Origin of the sequence: Burkholderia sp. BCC1993 (assembly GCF_905339865.1) — a bacterium.
Lineage (GTDB): Bacteria > Pseudomonadota > Gammaproteobacteria > Burkholderiales > Burkholderiaceae > Burkholderia.
This window is the reverse complement of the sequence record NZ_CAJPGZ010000002.1, coordinates 134,164-150,254: the sequence shown is the minus strand read 5'-3', so window position 1 is coordinate 150,254 and position 16,091 is coordinate 134,164. Positions and strand designations below refer to the sequence as shown.

The 16,091-nt window shown below is 60.0% G+C and carries 16 protein-coding genes; 4 read left to right on the top strand and 12 right to left on the bottom strand.

What is annotated here, in order from left to right; translation table 11 throughout:
* Positions 1–13 precede the first annotated feature (13 nt).
* Entirely contained in the window at positions 14–1,102 is a 1,089-nt protein-coding gene (locus tag U4Y91_RS03480) for a sigma-54 dependent transcriptional regulator (protein ID WP_321803301.1), read from the bottom strand.
* A gap of 174 nt (positions 1,103–1,276) precedes the next feature.
* Positions 1,277–1,939: a GntR family transcriptional regulator gene (locus tag U4Y91_RS03475; RefSeq protein ID WP_321803299.1), complete on the bottom strand. Its 663-nt coding sequence runs from the start codon at positions 1,937–1,939 to the stop codon at positions 1,277–1,279.
* On the opposite strand from U4Y91_RS03475, the gene U4Y91_RS03470 reads away from it, so the two are divergent.
* Positions 1,920–2,345 carry a hypothetical protein gene (locus U4Y91_RS03470; RefSeq protein ID WP_321803298.1) on the top strand — a complete coding sequence of 142 codons (426 nt, stop codon included), beginning with the start codon at positions 1,920–1,922 and terminating at the stop codon, positions 2,343–2,345. The genes U4Y91_RS03475 and U4Y91_RS03470 overlap by 20 nt on opposite strands.
* A gap of 23 nt (positions 2,346–2,368) precedes the next feature.
* Here U4Y91_RS03470 and U4Y91_RS03465 read toward each other — a convergent pair whose 3' ends face one another.
* From U4Y91_RS03465 to leuC, 3 genes are all read right to left on the bottom strand, one after another.
* Positions 2,369–3,691, bottom strand: a complete 1,323-nt coding sequence (locus U4Y91_RS03465; protein WP_044845547.1) for a 2-hydroxycarboxylate transporter family protein — start codon at positions 3,689–3,691, stop codon at positions 2,369–2,371.
* Between the two features lie 105 nt (positions 3,692–3,796).
* Positions 3,797–4,432: a 3-isopropylmalate dehydratase small subunit gene (gene leuD / locus U4Y91_RS03460; protein ID WP_044845546.1), complete on the bottom strand. Its 636-nt coding sequence runs from the start codon at positions 4,430–4,432 to the stop codon at positions 3,797–3,799.
* Positions 4,425–5,837: a 3-isopropylmalate dehydratase large subunit gene (gene leuC / locus U4Y91_RS03455; RefSeq protein WP_321803297.1), complete on the bottom strand. Its 1,413-nt coding sequence runs from the start codon at positions 5,835–5,837 to the stop codon at positions 4,425–4,427. The genes leuD and leuC overlap by 8 nt, the downstream gene beginning before the upstream one ends.
* Before the next feature lie 114 nt (positions 5,838–5,951).
* On the opposite strand from leuC, the gene U4Y91_RS03450 reads away from it, so the two are divergent.
* Entirely contained in the window at positions 5,952–6,857 is a 906-nt protein-coding gene (locus tag U4Y91_RS03450; RefSeq protein ID WP_044845544.1) for a LysR family transcriptional regulator, read from the top strand.
* Between the two features lie 110 nt (positions 6,858–6,967).
* Positions 6,968–7,801, top strand: a complete 834-nt coding sequence (locus U4Y91_RS03445; RefSeq protein ID WP_321803294.1) for a lipase family protein — start codon at positions 6,968–6,970, stop codon at positions 7,799–7,801.
* A 164-nt stretch (positions 7,802–7,965) separates the two neighbouring features.
* Here U4Y91_RS03445 and U4Y91_RS03440 read toward each other — a convergent pair whose 3' ends face one another.
* Positions 7,966–8,406 carry a MarR family winged helix-turn-helix transcriptional regulator gene (locus U4Y91_RS03440; RefSeq protein ID WP_082088555.1) on the bottom strand — a complete coding sequence of 147 codons (441 nt, stop codon included), beginning with the start codon at positions 8,404–8,406 and terminating at the stop codon, positions 7,966–7,968.
* 220 nt (positions 8,407–8,626) lie between these two features.
* On the opposite strand from U4Y91_RS03440, the gene U4Y91_RS03435 reads away from it, so the two are divergent.
* Positions 8,627–9,043, top strand: a complete 417-nt coding sequence (locus U4Y91_RS03435) for a DoxX family protein (RefSeq protein ID WP_082088554.1) — start codon at positions 8,627–8,629, stop codon at positions 9,041–9,043.
* Between the two features lie 225 nt (positions 9,044–9,268).
* On the opposite strand, the gene U4Y91_RS03430 is transcribed toward U4Y91_RS03435, so the two are convergent.
* The 6 genes from U4Y91_RS03430 to U4Y91_RS03405 all read right to left on the bottom strand — a co-directional run bounded on the left by U4Y91_RS03430 (position 9,269) and on the right by U4Y91_RS03405 (position 16,078).
* Complete coding sequence (locus tag U4Y91_RS03430; RefSeq protein ID WP_082088553.1) at positions 9,269–9,988, bottom strand: B3/4 domain-containing protein; 720 nt, start codon at positions 9,986–9,988, stop codon at positions 9,269–9,271.
* 12 nt (positions 9,989–10,000) lie between these two features.
* Positions 10,001–11,203, bottom strand: coding sequence for an amino acid aminotransferase (locus U4Y91_RS03425; RefSeq protein WP_321803292.1), 1,203 nt, complete (start codon positions 11,201–11,203; stop codon positions 10,001–10,003).
* 2 nt (positions 11,204–11,205) lie between these two features.
* A complete protein-coding gene (locus tag U4Y91_RS03420; protein ID WP_044845543.1) occupies positions 11,206–12,591 on the bottom strand; it encodes an amino acid permease in 1,386 nt (461 codons plus the stop codon).
* Between the two features lie 84 nt (positions 12,592–12,675).
* Positions 12,676–14,121: an aldehyde dehydrogenase family protein gene (locus tag U4Y91_RS03415; protein ID WP_044845569.1), complete on the bottom strand. Its 1,446-nt coding sequence runs from the start codon at positions 14,119–14,121 to the stop codon at positions 12,676–12,678.
* Between the two features lie 20 nt (positions 14,122–14,141).
* On the bottom strand, positions 14,142–15,131 hold the full coding sequence (locus U4Y91_RS03410; protein ID WP_044845542.1) for a 2-dehydropantoate 2-reductase: 990 nt from the start codon (positions 15,129–15,131) through the stop codon (positions 14,142–14,144).
* Complete coding sequence (locus U4Y91_RS03405; protein WP_321803290.1) at positions 15,128–16,078, bottom strand: fumarylacetoacetate hydrolase family protein; 951 nt, start codon at positions 16,076–16,078, stop codon at positions 15,128–15,130. The genes U4Y91_RS03410 and U4Y91_RS03405 overlap by 4 nt, the downstream gene beginning before the upstream one ends.
* Positions 16,079–16,091: the final 13 nt, after the last annotated feature.

The following is a 16,091-nucleotide window of genomic DNA, read 5'->3' as shown; positions in this document are numbered from 1 at the left end:
TCCCCGCGACGAGTCAGTCGTCGAATGCGGATTCCGGGCGCGGCTCGCTGAGCAGCCCGTGGCGCGCGAGCAGCGTGCGCATCGTGTTGCGCGTGACACCGAGCAGCGCGGCCGTGCGCACCTGGCTGAACCGGCAATGCTCGAACGCCTCGCAGACGACCAGTTCCTCGATGTCGCGCAGCAGGCTTTCGCCGGGCGCGCGGAACAGGCGGCGCACGCCCGCGCGGATGTCGTCCTGCGGCAACGTCGCCGCGCCGGCGTCGGCTTGCGCATAGCCTGCGAGTGCCTCGGAGAACTTCAGGTGCTCCGGGCGGATCAGGTTGCCGTTCGACACGAGCAACGCCAGATGCATGACGTTTTCCAGCTCGCGGATATTGCCGGGCCACGGATACGCGTGCAGCGCCTGGACCGTGGCCTCGGACAGCATCGGCTGCGGCCGCTTCAGCTGCGCGCAATAGCGCCCGCGGAAATGCTCGGCGAGCGGCAGGATGTCCTGCGGCCGCTCGCGCAACGGCGGCAGCCGCACCCGGGCGAGATTGATCCGGTAGAACAGGTCCATCCGGAAATTGCCGGCCAGCACGGCCTGCTCGAGGTCGACGTTGGTCGCCGCGACGACGCGGACGTCGACCGGCCGCGCACGGGTCGCGCCCACGCGCGTCACCTCGCCCTCCTGCAGCACGCGCAGCAGCTTCGCCTGCAGCGGCGGCGCGAGATCGCCGATTTCGTCGAGAAAGATCGTGCCGCCGTTCGCTTCCTCGAAATAGCCGACGCGGCGCCCCTGCGCCCCCGTGAACGCGCCGGCCTCGTGGCCGAACAGTTCGCTCTCCGCGAGCTGCTGGCTGATCGCGCCGCAGTTGACCGCGATGAACGCGCCGGTGCGGCCGCTGACATGGTGGATATGGCGCGCGACCAGCTCCTTGCCGGTGCCCGTCTCGCCGAGGATCAGCGCCGGCGCGGCGCTGGGTCCGATCTGCTCGACGAAGCGCAGGACCGCGCGCGAGGCGGGATCGGCGAATACGAGCGCCTTCGCGCGCACCGAGAGAGGGCGATGCTCGCTTTCCGGCAGCGAGATGAGCGGTGGAGAATCTGTAGGGTTGTTCATGATCCGGGCACGGGCGGACCGGTTGACGATACTGGCGTCCGCCTGAGTGTTTGATCTTAGTCAACCTCGGGCGCACGCAAAATACCGATTGCTGTGATGCTTCGCTGCCGCGCGCAGATAACGAATCCCGTGAGCAGCACACCGCACGTCACCGACCACCCGGCCTTCGCTCCATCAGCCGACGAACCTCGCCTCCACGCCGCTTCGCACGATGAGGCCGAGTCGCTCAGGCCGGATATCGAACACGGTGGATTCGCAGATGCGGCCGTCCGTCAAGCGAGACGCACGCCGCAACACCAGCAACGGCATTTGCGCACCAATCCGAAGATGCTCCGCAACGTCTTCGGGCGAACCCATGGCCGTCACCGACATGTCGGCCTCCGTGATCCGCCAGCCCAGCAAGCCTTCCAGCACTTCGTAGGTCGACATGCGCTCGGCCTGCTCGAAGGCGACGGTTGCGGCGCCGGGCAGCAGGCGCATCGGCGCGAACGCGACCGGTTCGTCGTCGATCCAGTGCAGGCGTTCGAGATAGATGCAGCGCGTGACGTCGGCGGTGAATGCCTGCCGCAAGCCCGGCGGCACGTCGTACGCTTCCATGCGCAGCAATTCCATCCGTGCTCGTGCGCGGTGCTCGGCGATCGAGCCGTGAAGTCCGCCCAGCACGTCGAGCCGATGCCGCAGCAGCTGCTTTGCCGCAAACGTCCCTTTACCCTGCTTGCGCTCGACCATGCGCGCGTCGGTCAGGCGGTCGAGCGCGAGCCTGACGGTTACACGGCTCACCTGGAAACGTTCGCTCAATTGCGCCTCGAAAGGCAGCTTGCCGGTCGGCTCGTGCACGCCTTGTTCGATCTCGTTGCACGGCGTCGTCTGCCTGATCCGCGTGCGCTGGAGGGGCACCCGCATCCGGGACCGATATCGCTGGGCCGCGTGGCGCGGCCGGATCCGCGTCGTCAACGGCACGATCCGCCGTTTCGGATTGAACGGCTTCGAGCATGTCGAAGAGTCGGCATCGTGTACCGGCGCGACCGACGTCGAGTTCCGCAGCGACGCCTACGGCGAGGCGGACAGTATCGAGCTCGACATCGGCAATCTCGTCGATGCGGCAATCGTGATCGACGGCGCGATCGACAGCTTCGCGAAGGTCGACGATCCGCTGCAGCGAAATTCGTTCGTGCACGCGCCGACGTTCCGCTTCGAAATCAGCGGCACGGTGCTGCTCGTACACGAAGCACGAACGACATGATCCATGCCGGCTCGACGACTCCGTCAATGCAGCCACCGCATCATGACCGCAGCGAACACGACCATCGCGGCACCTCCAATCCGAGTGGAGATTTGCGCGAACGGCATCAAACCCATCCGGTTCGACGAAGACAGAATTGCCACGTCACCGGTTCCGCCCAATCCGCTATGGCAAGCCGTCACAATGGCGGACTCGACCGGATACATCTTCAGCCGCGCCCCGACGAAGAAGCCTGACACCACCATCGAGGCGACGATCGACGCACAGATCACGAAATATCCCAGCGAGAAAGCGTTGACGAGCTTGTCCCACGACACGAACAACGTACCCAGTCCGACAAGAACGGCAAACGTCAGATTCGTCGACATGAATTTATACATCTGATATGCACCTACTTCCATCGCCTCGGGAATCGTACGACATACCTTCAATACAGCCGCAGCGACGATCATCAGAACTGGACCGGGTATACCCGTCAACGGCGCCAGCAGACCGCCAAGAATGAACAATGTGCATGACAGAAGCAAACCGAATCCCATCAGCCGCAAATCCAGCGGAGCCTCCGCCTTTTGCGCCTTGAGCAAATCCTGATCTTCGCCGGTTCTGACCAACCGCCCATCGCCGCTGAACTGGGGATGCCTTTCGCCAAGGCGCTTGAGCAGACCGCTGGCAAGAATCGCGACGACATTGCCGATCAGCGCCGCAGGCACCATCATCGCGACGAGATGACCCTGTGCGTTCCCAGTGATTTCCGAATACGCGATCGAAAGCGGAAGAATTCCCTCGCCGATTCCTCCGCCGAGGATCGGCATGACGATATAAAAGAACGTGTGCTTCGCGTCGTAACCAAACGCCAGCCCGGCCATCAAGCCAACTGCGATGGCCACGATGGAGCCGATCAGCAGCGGGACGAACATCTTGAGGAAACCCTGGATCAAAATCTTGCGGTTCATCCCCAGAATGCTTCCCGCAACCAGACATGCGATGTAGAGATATTGAAGGTTTGCCGTCTTCATCGTCGTCGTGATTGCCTTAAGCGTCACGTCGTCCATCAGGCGGTAACCCAGCAGCGCGGACGGAACAAACAAGCACAGAATGGCAGGGCCGCCGATATGCCTGAACAGCGGAATCCGTCGCCCGAGTTCTCCTAGCAATAGTCCGGACAACATCAGTACCGCGAAGCCCCCGATCATGTCGTTTGGCAGCCTTCTCGTCAGTACGGCCAAAATAGTGATCGCGGCTACAGCAACGAACATCGGCAGCGGCATGCCGCCAATCTCTATCCTTGCAAGCGAGAACACGCGCGCAGATGCAGTGACACGCGTATGTGACGACGACGTTTCCATCTTTTGTCTCCGGTATTTATGTTTCGGCAGCTGCCTGCCGTTCAGCCGGACGAGCCGGATCCGGCTGTCCTCCTGGCGAACACTCGAACGTCTCCGCGGCGTCGCTCAGCGGCGTTGCTGCTGCGGCAGGTCGATCTGCATCCAGCGGTGGTTCGCGTGGTGTCGACGTTCGAATTCGGCTATGACCGCTGATTCGCCGAGCGTCATCCCGATCATGTCGAGCCCCTCGACAAACATGCGCTTTTGCCTCGCCGGCATTTCGAATCGGTGCACGTCTCCATTCGCGGTTTCAATGTGTTGCCGGACGACATCGACGGTCAATACGCTTGTCGCAGGATCACCGATCTGTTCGACGATGGCAGAAACGGAACCGGGATCGAGCGTGATCAGAAGCAATCGGTTGTTGAGCGCATTGAAATAGAAAATCTCACCGTAACTCGGCGCAATGATCGCCTCGATACCAGCTTGCTGAAGGCCCCACACCGCATGTTCGCGGCTCGATCCGCAACCGAAGTTCGCGCCTGTGACAAGGATGCGAGCACCCTGATAGTCTGGACGATTCAGTATGAAGTCCTCGCGCTGCGAGCCATCCGGTTCATGGCGAAGATCATAGAAAACTCCGCGTGCGAGACCGGACTTGTCGATACCAAGCAAGAACTGCTTCGGCATGATCTGATCGGTATCGAGGTTATTCAAAGGCAGCGGCGCTGCAATACCTGCAATTGACTGATGCTTAGACATGGTTCAATTCCTTGCGTACATCGACGATATGGCCGGCCAACGCTGCCGCCGCCGCCATGGCAGGGCTCATCAGATGCGTTCGTGCCCCGCGCCCCTGACGTCCCTCGAAGTTGCGATTGGTCGTCGAAGCGCAGCGCTGACCCGGTTGCAGAATGTCGTCGTTCATCGCCAGACACATTGAACAGCCCGGCTGGCGCCATTCAAATCCCGCATCGATCAGCGTTTGCGCGATGCCCTCGCGCTCGGCTTGCTCGCGAACCAGCCCGGAACCGGGCACGACCATCGCGCGTACAGACGATGCAACCTTCCGACCGCGCACGATATCCGCGACGGCGCGCAGATCCTCGATTCGAGCGTTGGTGCATGAGCCGATGAACACGTGGTCCACTGCAAGTCCGACAATCGGTGCGCCGGCATCCAGCCCCATGTAGTCGAGGGCCTTGGACGCGTTGCTGCGTTCAAGCGGTTCACTGGAAAGCGATGGAATGCGGTCGGTAACGGCAATCGCCTGATCGGGGCTCGTCCCCCATGTCACAAACGGGGCGACATCACCCGCGTCGAAACGATGCTCGGCATCGAATATGGCGTCAGCATCCGACTTCAGCTGTTTCCAACGTTGCACGGCATCACCGATCTCGTCGACCGACAAGTCCTTGATGCGTGCCGATACGTACTCGACGGTCGTGTCGTCAGGGGCAATCAGTGCGCCGCGCGCGCCTGCCTCCACCGTCATGTTGCAGAGCGTCATACGTGCTTCGGCGCTGAGCGCGTCAATCGCGGATCCACGGTACTCGACCACGAAGCCGCGAGCGCCTTGCGCTCCGATCCGAGCGATGATGTAAAGGACGAGATCCTTCGAAGTCGTGCCGGCGGGCAGGATGCCGTCCACCTGGATACGCATGTCTCGCGCGACGCGGTAGATGAGTGTCTGCGTGGCAAGCACGTGCTCGACTTCCGACGTGCCGATTCCAAAGCCGAGCGCCCCAAGGGCTCCGTACGTCGTCGTGTGGCTATCCCCGCACAACACCACCATGCCAGGTCGAATCAGACCGATCTCGGGTGCAACGACATGCTCGATGCCTTGCTCGCGGTCCGTCACGTCAAACAGATGAATCCCGTGCTTCCGGCAATTGCGCGTGAAGTTCGCGGCCTGGCTGGCTGCTGCATCGATGACGATCGTGCGCTTGTCTGCGGGAACAGCGTGCGTCGGGATGACATGATCCACAACGCCCATTTGCTTCTCCGGGCACCGCACCGGCAGGTTTTTTTCCGCCAAGCCCGCGAATGCCTGCGGGCTCGTGTATTCGTTCATGATGTGCAAATCGGCATATAGCGCGACGTGCTGCTCATCGACTCTGAAAACCGTGTGATCCGCGACGATTTTCTGATACAGCGTCTGCCCCATTCTTCCTCCTGGTTTCCCGTACACGCCGGTCTGCGGCGTTTCCCGAAGTGTAATTTGGGTGGACGAGCATTAAAATCACCCCTCTCTTAACCCATTTTTAAACCAAACTTAAAGATGGATCCCATTGCCGACCTCGACTTCTTCGCACGGCTGGTCACTCAAGGCAGCCTTTCGGCGCTCGCGCGCGATCTGGGCGTCACGCCTCCGGCGGTAAGTGCCCGCCTGAATCAATTGGAACGGCGCCTCGGCGTCAAGCTTCTCAACCGGACGACTCGCCGCCTCGCGATGACGCACGAGGGTGAGATCTACCTCACGACCGGTGCGAAGCTGCTGGAGCAGGTACAGGAACTCGAGCGCCTCGTATCAAGCAGCCGAGACCTGCCCCGCGGTCTATTGAAGGTCAACGCAACGTTCGGCTTTGGACGGCGTCACATCGCCCCCGCGCTGTCCGAGTTCCGGCATCTTTATCCCGACGTCGACGTTCAGCTCGAGCTTACGGATCGTCCGATGAATCTCGCCGAACTGGCCTATGACGTCGGCATACGGTTCGGCGAATTGCCGGATCAGAGGGTGGTGGGAAGGAAACTCGCGACGAACCGGCGCTTCGTATGCGCATCCCCTGAATACCTGAAAACCCGCGAGTTTCCCGGAGTGCCGGGCGATCTCCGCACGCACAATTGCATCGTGCTGCGCGAGAACGACACCGCGTACGGTACGTGGCATTTCACGAAAGGCAAACGCCATGAACTGGTCAAGGTACATGGATCCATGAGCAGTAACGACGGTGAGGCAACCTTGCGTTGGGCGATCGATGGACACGGAATACTCGTGCGCTCGGAATGGGACGTGCAGCCCCATATAGACTCGGGCGAGCTGGTACGGATACTGGGGGATTGGTCGTTGCCAGCTGCCGACATCTATGCGATCTATCCGGAGCGCCTAAACCTGTCTGCCAAGGTCAGAGTCTTCGTTGATTTTCTCAACGGGTATTTCGAACGCTCGACGAATCACATGGCTTGACTTGGGCCCTGCCTCTCCCGGTGCCGCTGCCAGTGAGTCTGGCCCGTCGGGAAACGATCTGGACTGCGTACGATGAAGTGAAGGCAGGACGATCCGTAAACGAAAGGTCGATGGCCGACATCTGCGCGCTGTCGTGGTTCGGCCGCTCGTATCGTGACGTGCGCTACCTGAACGCATGGCTCGAGCAAGGATTCGCGGTGATCGCAACCGACTATCAGGGTCTCGGCACGCCCGCCCCGAATCCGCAGCTCAACAACCGCTCGAACAGCTACACGCTGCTCGACAGCGTACGAGCGGAGCTAGGCGGCGTGCCGGGCTTCGCGAACGAAGTCGTGCTGGCCGGCCGGTCGCCAGGCGGCTCGGCCGTGAGCGCGGCAGCCGGCTACGCGCCGGTCTATGCGCTCGAACTCCTGATCCGCGCAACCGTCGCGACCGGCACGATCTACAACGCATCGCACGCCACGCTCGCGTCACTGCCGAAGTTCGAGACGGTCTACCGGCGCAATGCCGAACGCGTCGATCCGACGCTCGCGTACCAGTTCGACGCGGTGCTGTCCGCGCAACAGATCGCCCCGTCGCTGCGCGCCGAGGAAGTACTGGCCGAGACCATGCTGCCGATTCTCGAACAGGCACGAATCAGTTGCCTCGCGTCGCTCGAGGACGATGCGGCGCTCGCGCACCTCTTTCACGCGCACACCGTGAAGCCGGGGCGGCGATGCGCGCCTGAACACGTGGTGGGACGACTATCTGAAGTACCCGGCGCTGAAGATCGCGACGCCTGTCTTCATCGGTACGCGCGCGGACGACGGACCGACGCCGCTCGAACTCGCGCTTGCCAGGGACGCGTGCGCGGGCGGGCACAACGGCCGATGTGCACCCGTCTGCGGGCCGCGAGCACAACGGCACCGCCAACGCGTCGCTCGCCGATTCTATCCCGTTCGTGAAGCTCGTTCTCGCGGGCGAGACGATCCGACCGGTCTGCGCACCCGCGCCACAGCAAGCTGGCACACAATAGTCGCGCGCCCCGGAATTCGAATGCAAATCTGGGTGGTTCGTGACTCAGCCGACGGAGCGGCAAAGGTAGCAGAACATCATTCGGCGCGAAACGTTATTCCCGTCTCAACTGGTTAAGTGCCTGATGCAACACTTTATCCAGCGCCGCATCCAGTATCTTTCGCTCTGCTTCGTTAAGCTCGTCCAGAAGACATTTCGCGCGCGCCTGCACCGCCGGAACCATTTTTTTCAGCAGCGTGCGCCCGGTGGGCAGCATTTGAATCAGATAGCCACGACCATCTTCCGGATCAGAACTTCGTGAAATGCACCCCTTGGCCTCGAGGCATGTCAATGCCCTGCTGACGGAGCCTTTGTCGAGGTGCGAACGTGCGATCACCTCGCCCGTTCGATGTATGCCGCGCCGGGGCAGCGCTGTCAGGACGCGCCATTCGTCACGGCTGAGATCGAAGCGTTCTCCGTAGACTTCGGCGATGGACCGGCTGACGGCGTCCGCCACGATGGCAAGTCGGTGAGGAAAGAAGGTCTCGAGTTCCATGGTTACCACGTCGTCGTGTGAAAACTGATGGTAAATGATGCTACCGGCCTATAGTAGTTACACAATCCAATTTTCACCGCATTCTCAGATTATCAATAAAAACTTTACAACAATAAAAAAATAATTGCTGGTGATTCATCTTACGTCACCCGACACTCTGGCAAGGCCCTACAACCATGATGCCTGAACCTCTCAACCGAATCTTTCGTTTTTTAATAATATGAATCATCACCGAACGACGCCTGTCGCAGCCTTTCTTCTACGGGTCACTCTTGGAGCCTTGTTTTTAGCGCACGCATCACTAAAAATCTTTGTGTTTACGCTTCCCGGGACTGCCGAATTCTTCCAATCAATAGGTTTGCCAGGATTTACCGCATACCTCATCACATTACTCGAAGTCGTAGGCGGCCTTGCCCTTATCGCCGGATTCTATGGCTGGCTTTTCGCGTTGCCTCTCGCCCTTGACTTGCTTGGAGCTGTCGTGACCGTACACGGAAAGAACGGCTGGCTATTCACCAACAAGGGGGGAGGATGGGAATATCTTGCACTATGGATCGTCGCGCTCGTGGTGCAATTTCTCATCGGCGACGGCGCATGGTCGTTGAAATCAGCCCCATCGAAGCAAATCCGAACTTGACAGCACGGCATGGCGTCTACCGCTGCAAACGCATCGGTAGACGCCATTGCACCACAGACTGGCGCTGGCCATTGCCACGTTGAAGCGCTGACAACGCTCCATGGCTGCACGGTCTCGAGCGATTGATGCGGATTCAGTTATCGAGAGCAAGCATTCCTGAAGCGCGGTCCGCGAAATTCACGCGACACGGCACCGAAGTTCCGTGTCGCGTGTCGATGCGGGCAGTCAGCTGTCTCGAATCGAGACCGACGGCTGATCTCTATCGAGGATCGTCGTACACGTGATCGACGCCCGGCAGTAGCGTCGGGCAAGTTGCACGATCTCATCCATTGCCGCAGAGACATCCGCACGAGTTACCGGAGGCAAACCGTCCACGTTGAAAAATACACGGGTGGCGGCCGGCAGCGTCTGCGATCCGGTCGCCTGTCTCCACGTCCATCGTCGAGTCAAGACCGTCTCGCCTGAAGCAAATACAATTTCATCGGCACCCGGTGTTTCTGGTTGGTCGGCGCCCGCGGCAATAAAGACATCCCCTGCCTTCGCTCTCCGCAACTCAAGACTCTCATGTGAGCCGCTCAGCGGATGCACACCTGCAGGCAAAAAATACTTCAGTGAAACAATGTTGCCAATATCGACGAGGGGATTAATCGAAGGCAAGCTATCGGGCTTGACGACACGTCGCGCCATGGCTTCGATCGAGCTGCGGTGTTCCGACGGCTTCGCGCCGAACGCACGGAATGCTTCCCGCCATGCGACGATCCGCGGATGGTCTCCGACACTCCCATGAACTGACGCTCGGACACCGGCTTCTGCTTCGCGCAAAAGCGCCTCCAGATCCGGACTTGGGGAGGTATTGTCCGCGAACGCCATCACGACCAGGCCCCGACAATAATCCGGGTGTGTCGCGAATACTTCCGGAGCGATCCGATATTCCAGTGAGCTCATCGTCAGACGCCTTCAAACCGACGACTTCAGCACCGACGCGATCGCCGAGATAACCGTATCAACATTGCGTTCGTTCAATCCCGCCACGCACATGCGTCCCGATCGCAGCAAATATACGCCGTGCCTCTCGCGCAACAGATCAACCTGTTCGGCCGACAGGCCCGTGTAGGTAAACATGCCGCGTTGCTCGATATACCGCTTGCGCGCGGCACCTTCGACGAATCCTGCCAGACCATCGAATATCGCGCGTCGCATGGCGTGAATCCGTTCCCGCATCACAGCCAGTTCCGACTCCCATTCCGCCCTGAGGTCCGTATCGCCGAGCACACGGGCCACGATCCGTGCACCGTGAGTCGGTGGATTGCTGTAGTTCGCGCGAATCGTACACGTAAGCTGCCCCAGCACACGCTCAGCCTCGTCGCTCGTCTGGCAAACGACACTGAGGCCCCCAACACGCTCCCCGTAGAGAGAGAAGTTTTTCGAGAACGAATTCGCCACCACGAATGTGAGCTTCGCATCCGCGAATGCACGCACCGAGAACGCGTCGTCGTCGAGTCCGTCGCCAAAACCCTGGTAGGCCATATCGATGAAAGGAATTACCTTGCGCTCGCGTAGCACCGGGATCAGCGTACGCCATTGCTCGGCGCTCAAGTCGACGCCGGTCGGATTGTGGCAGCACGCGTGAAGCAGGACGATGCCGTATTCCGGTACAGACTCCAACGCCGCCAGCATGGCGTCGAACCGCAGCCCACCAGTTTCGCTGTCGTAGTACGGATACGTATTGACCTGGAAGCCGGCACCCTCGAATACGACGCGATGATTTTCCCAGGACGGGTCGCTGATCCACACTTGTGAGTTCGGATAGTAGCGCTTGAGAAAATCGGCGCCGACCTTCAACGCACCCGAGCCACCGAGGCTTTGCAGCGTCGCTACGCGGCCTTCATCAACCGCAGACGAATTTTCTCCGAACACCAGACGCTGCACCTCCGCGCGGAAATCCGCTATGCCCGCCATGGGCAGATAGGATTTCGGCCCACCCTCGACCGCCAACCGGGCGTCGACCTTCCTGACCGCTTCCATGACAGGCAACTTTCCGTCACCATCAAAATAGATACCGATACTGAGATTGACTTTCTCGACGCGCGGATCCTTCTGGAAATTCTCATTTAGACTCAGGATCGGATCGCCTGCATAGGCACGGACATGCTCGAACATCTTCATTCTCCAAATTTTGGCGAAACTTCAAACGATTTTTTCTGGACTCCAAATCGATAGCTCAGTGCGAGCGCCGAGATCCACACCGGGATCAACAGCACCGACAACCGCAGATCCTGATTGACGTACATTACGACCAGAATGCCGAACAAGAATAAAATTGTGATGATATTGGTCAGCGGATAGCCGATACTGGGAAATGCAGTCGACTCCCCCCTGCGCGCCTTCTCGCGTCGAAACGCAAGATGAATCAACGTGATCAGCAGCCAGTTGATCACCAGGGCGGAAACGACCAGACCCATCAAGAAACCGAAGGCTCGGCCTGGCATGACGTAGTTCACCAGAATGCAGATTGCGGTCGCGATCGCCGAAACGGCAAGGGCGGCAACCGGGACACCACGCTTGGACACTTTCAACGCGGCGGACGGTGCATTTCCCTGCTTCGCCAAGCCGAACAGAATTCGGCTACTGCCGTAAACGCCGACACTGTTGTAGACGGACAGCGCGGCCGACAAGACAACCAGATTGAGAACATTCGCGACGCCATTCCGATTCAGTTCATGAAAAATCAATACGAAAGGGCTTCCGTTCGCAGCGGCCTGTTCCCACGGATAAAGCGAGAGCAATACCACAAGTGCGCCGATATAGAAGATCAGGATTCGGTAGATCACCTGGTTGGTGGCCTTTGGAATGGTCCGTTCCGGTGCACTTGCCTCGGCGGCAGCGATCCCGACCAGCTCCAGACCACCGAACGAAAACATGATTCCAGCCAAGGCCATTGCAAGTCCGCCAAAACCGTTCGGGAAAAATCCGCCGTGCCGCCACAGGTTGCTTACGCCGGCCTGGGGTCCGGCCGTGCCAGTGAATAGCAGATAGCAGCCGAACACGATCATCGCGACGACTGCCACGATTTTCACGAGCGAAAACCAGAACTCGGTTTCCCCGAATGATTTGACGCTGACCAAATTAATCAAGTTGACGATAATAAAAAACCCAAGTGCCGAGATCCACGGCGAGAGCCCAGGCAGCCAATACTGGATATAGACTCCTACGGCGGAAAGCTCCGCCATACCCACGAGCACGCACATTACCCAGTAGTTCCAGCCGGACAGAAAACCGAAAAAATGTCCACAGTATTTCTCGGCAAAATGGCTGAATGAGCCTGAAACCGGCTCATCAACGACCATTTCGGATAGCTGTCGCATGATGAAGAATGCGAACAGGCCCGCAATCGCATAACCAAGGATCGCGGAAGGCCCGGCTACCTTGATCGTTTCCGAAATGCCGAGAAACAGGCCGGTGCCGATAGCGCCGCCTAGTGCGATCAGCTGAATATGCCGATCCTTCAGGGCACGCCTCAGTTCGTTATGTTGGGGGGTGTCGCTCATGAGCGTCTCCTATTTGATTTATGGATATCCGCCAATGGACGTGCGTCACTGCAACCTCATCACGCCCACCTTGCGCCGACAGAGTCAGGCCTGTACGTAAGCCGTCTTCACGGTCGTAAAAAATTCGATGGCATAGCGTCCCTGTTCCCGTGGTCCGTAGCTTGACGCCTTTCGACCACCGAACGGCACATGAGGGTCAACACCAGCCGTTGGCGCGTTGACCATGACCATGCCCGCCTGCGCAGACTTTCGGAAATGACGGGCGTGCTTCAACGAAGTCGTCACGATGCCGGCTGAAAGACCGAAGCGCGTATCGTTTGCGACGTTGATCGCTTCGTCGAGATCGGCAACGCGGATCACATTGGCGACGGGGCCAAATATTTCCTCGCGATTGATGCGCATGTCGTTGCGCGTATCGGTAAAAAGCGTCGGCTGCAAGTAGAAGCCCGGTCGCCCGTCCAGTTCCTCTATGGCTTCGCCACCAAAAACGAGTCTGGCTCCTTCGTCGCGACCGATCGCGATATAGTCCAGATCCTGACGCAATTGGCTCGCATCGACGACAGGGCCCATCTGCGTCGATGGATTACGCGCGTCACCGATCGCGAGCGTGCCGAGCCGGCGAACCAGCGCGTCGACAAAGCGGTCATGAATGCCGGCCGTAACGACCAGCCGCGACGATGCAGTGCAACGCTGGCCCGTGGAATAGAACGCGCCGTTGAGTGCGCAGTCCACCGCAAGATCGAGATCGGCATCATCAAGCACGACCAACGGGTTTTTTCCGCCCATTTCGAGCTGAAACTTCGCCATGGTTTCTGGTCGCGTCACGCAGGCCGCCGCGACGCGGCGCCCCGTCGATTCAGACCCCGTAAACGACACCGCCGAAATCCGCGGATCGGCAATCAGTGCATCACCGATATCGCGTCCGCGCGCCATGACGAGGTTGAATGTTCCAGCCGGCAAGCCGGCCCGGCTAATGATTTCCGCGAGTGCCCAGGCACTTCCTGGCGCCACATCGGCCGGCTTGAAGATCACCGCGTTACCGTAGGCCAGCGCCGGGGCGATTTTCCACGCAGGAATGGCGATCGGGAAGTTCCACGGTGTAATCAGGGCTACGACACCAACGGGATCCCGAGTTACTTCGACGTCGATATTGGGTCGCGTGGACGCGAGAAGATCGCCGTTCGACCTCAGAGCCTCGCCTGCGAAGAACTTGAAGATCTGCCCGGCACGGACGACTTCGCCAATGGCCTCGCGCAGGGTCTTGCCTTCCTCGCGCGCCAGTAGATCGCCGAGTTCGGCTTGACGCGCGAGGATTTCACTACCAATACCGTCAAGCGCATCGAAGCGGCGTTGGGGTGTGGTCGCAGCCCACTTCGGTTGGGCCATCACGGCCGCCTCGATTGCGAACTCGACCTGTCCTGCGGTGGCACGCGTGTAGATGCCGATCGTGTCACGCGTGTCGGATGGATTGATGTTCTCCGCGAAAGTATCGCCGGCCACCCACTCGTCCGCGATGAAATTGCGATAAATCGACCGATCGTATGACATCGTCAAACCTGTTCCGGATAGAGGCCGCGAGTGCGGGCAAAGACGCGCGTCATGCCGAGGAGCGCGTCGATATTAGGCGTCTCGATTCCGAGGCATCTACCGAGTTCGTGGACCGCCGTCACGATGCTGTCGAGCTCGATTGCGCGCTGACCCTCGACGTCTTGCAGCATCGACGTCTTGAAGGCCCCCAGCTTCGCCGTGATTGCATGCCTGTCCTCAGGCCCCTGTTCAATGACACACCCGATGGACGCGCCGATCAGTGCCGCTTCTTCCATCGCACGCGTGCAGAACTGGCGCAGAAGAGGATCGCCCAGCACTCTGTCGCTCGTGGCTCCGGTCACTGCGGAGACGGGGTTCAGGGTGAGATTGCCCCAGAGCTTGTACCAGATGTCTTGACGAATGCTGTCGGAGTGCTTCACGTCGAATCCAGCATGTTCCAGCAGCAAGACGATATCCTGAACCCTCTGGCTCAAGCCGCCTTGCGGCTCGCCGAGAATCAGACCTCGGCCCATCTTATGAAGTACAAGACCCGGCTCCGTCGTGGATGTGCTGGCGTGCACCACCGCACCAACGATCTGCCGTTGCGGAATTGATGCGGCAACGACACCCCCTGGATCCACGCTCTCGAGGCGATTTCCATTCAATGCCTGAACTCCGTCGGAGAACCACCATGGCACCCCGTTCATCATCGGAACGATCAGTGTGTCGGGCCCGATCAACGGACCGATCTGGGTAGCGACCGTCGGCAATGCAGGTCCTTTCACGGCGATGACGACGATGTCCTGAACACCCAGCTCCTCGGCGCGGTCACTCGCAATCGCCGGCGCCTGTACGAGTTCGACGTCCGTCTGAAGCCTCCATCCTCGCTCGCGCAGGGCATGCAGTGTCTGGCCGCGCGCCAGGGCAGAAACCTCGGCCTGGCCGGACGCGGCGAGCTTGGTACCGACAAAGCCACCGATTGCACCGGCCCCCACGATACAAACTCGCTTCATGATGTGAAGTCCTTACTGTCTTTCAGATTCTGCTTCAAATGCTCGGGCACCCGCTCGTCGAACCCGAGCGCGACCCGGCGTACCTCGGTCGAATCAGTCGGCGCGTGGCCGACACCAAGCCCTGCTGCACGCGGCGCATCGATACGCACGACAGTCCCGGACACTCGACCGATTCCGGTAATCTCGCACTCCACTGTCTGCCCCGGATCGACGCTGCGCGAATGGCAGGGTGTTCCCATCAAAATCACGTCACCGGCGAGCAACGTAATATGGCGGGCAATATCGGCGATCACGTAATGAGGCCCCCAGATCGTCTCGTCGCCGATATGTGCCTCCTGGACGACTCTCCCGTTGACGTAGGTCCGCAATGTCTGCTCGAAGAGGTTGACTCCGCGTACGATACCGGGGCCGATCGGCAACAGGGTGTCGGCTCCTTTCACGCGCAGCATGCTGCCCTGGTCAGTGTCGCGGAAGTCCTGCAGCCCCATGTCGAGCGCGGGGCAGAAGCCCTCGATGTAATCCCACGCCTCGTCGGGTGTCACGTTCCGGCAGGTTCTGCCCAGCACGACTGCATACTCTCCCTCGTAGTTCAGGTACTTGCAGTCCGCTGGCTTGAGAATCTGGCCACGGTGTCCATTCAGCGACGTAGCCGGCTTCGTGAAATAGGTTGGTGTTTCGGTTGGCCGCGGCTTGTTGCGCGTCTCGTAGCTGCGCGACGTGTAACTGATGTGGACGGCGATGATCTTGCTCGGCTCGACGGGCGGAAGATAGGTCTGATCGTCGGCTTCCAGCAAACGACCGTCGTCGAGTCTCAGGCGACCGCGATGCTCTCCTTCCTCGACGATCGTCCCCCAGAATGCGCTACCACCGACGAGTACGCGGCGGCGCTCGACGCGCGGCCCGACCATGACGGCCGGCAACGTCTCGAAAGGGAATTCAAAATGCATGAAGTACTCCGTA

Coding starts and splice junctions, on each gene's coding strand:
- U4Y91_RS03480 (WP_321803301.1), bottom strand. CDS start 1,102: ATGAACAACCCTACAGATTCTCCACCGCTCATCTCGCTGCCGGAAAGC.
- U4Y91_RS03465 (WP_044845547.1), bottom strand. CDS start 3,691: ATGGAAACGTCGTCGTCACATACGCGTGTCACTGCATCTGCGCGCGTG.
- leuD (WP_044845546.1), bottom strand. CDS start 4,432: ATGTCTAAGCATCAGTCAATTGCAGGTATTGCAGCGCCGCTGCCTTTG.
- leuC (WP_321803297.1), bottom strand. CDS start 5,837: ATGGGGCAGACGCTGTATCAGAAAATCGTCGCGGATCACACGGTTTTC.
- U4Y91_RS03450 (WP_044845544.1), top strand. CDS start 5,952: ATGGATCCCATTGCCGACCTCGACTTCTTCGCACGGCTGGTCACTCAA.
- U4Y91_RS03445 (WP_321803294.1), top strand. CDS start 6,968: ATGGCCGACATCTGCGCGCTGTCGTGGTTCGGCCGCTCGTATCGTGAC.
- U4Y91_RS03440 (WP_082088555.1), bottom strand. CDS start 8,406: ATGGAACTCGAGACCTTCTTTCCTCACCGACTTGCCATCGTGGCGGAC.
- U4Y91_RS03435 (WP_082088554.1), top strand. CDS start 8,627: ATGAATCATCACCGAACGACGCCTGTCGCAGCCTTTCTTCTACGGGTC.
- U4Y91_RS03430 (WP_082088553.1), bottom strand. CDS start 9,988: ATGAGCTCACTGGAATATCGGATCGCTCCGGAAGTATTCGCGACACAC.
- U4Y91_RS03425 (WP_321803292.1), bottom strand. CDS start 11,203: ATGTTCGAGCATGTCCGTGCCTATGCAGGCGATCCGATCCTGAGTCTA.
- U4Y91_RS03420 (WP_044845543.1), bottom strand. CDS start 12,591: ATGAGCGACACCCCCCAACATAACGAACTGAGGCGTGCCCTGAAGGAT.
- U4Y91_RS03410 (WP_044845542.1), bottom strand. CDS start 15,131: ATGAAGCGAGTTTGTATCGTGGGGGCCGGTGCAATCGGTGGCTTTGTC.
- U4Y91_RS03405 (WP_321803290.1), bottom strand. CDS start 16,078: ATGCATTTTGAATTCCCTTTCGAGACGTTGCCGGCCGTCATGGTCGGG.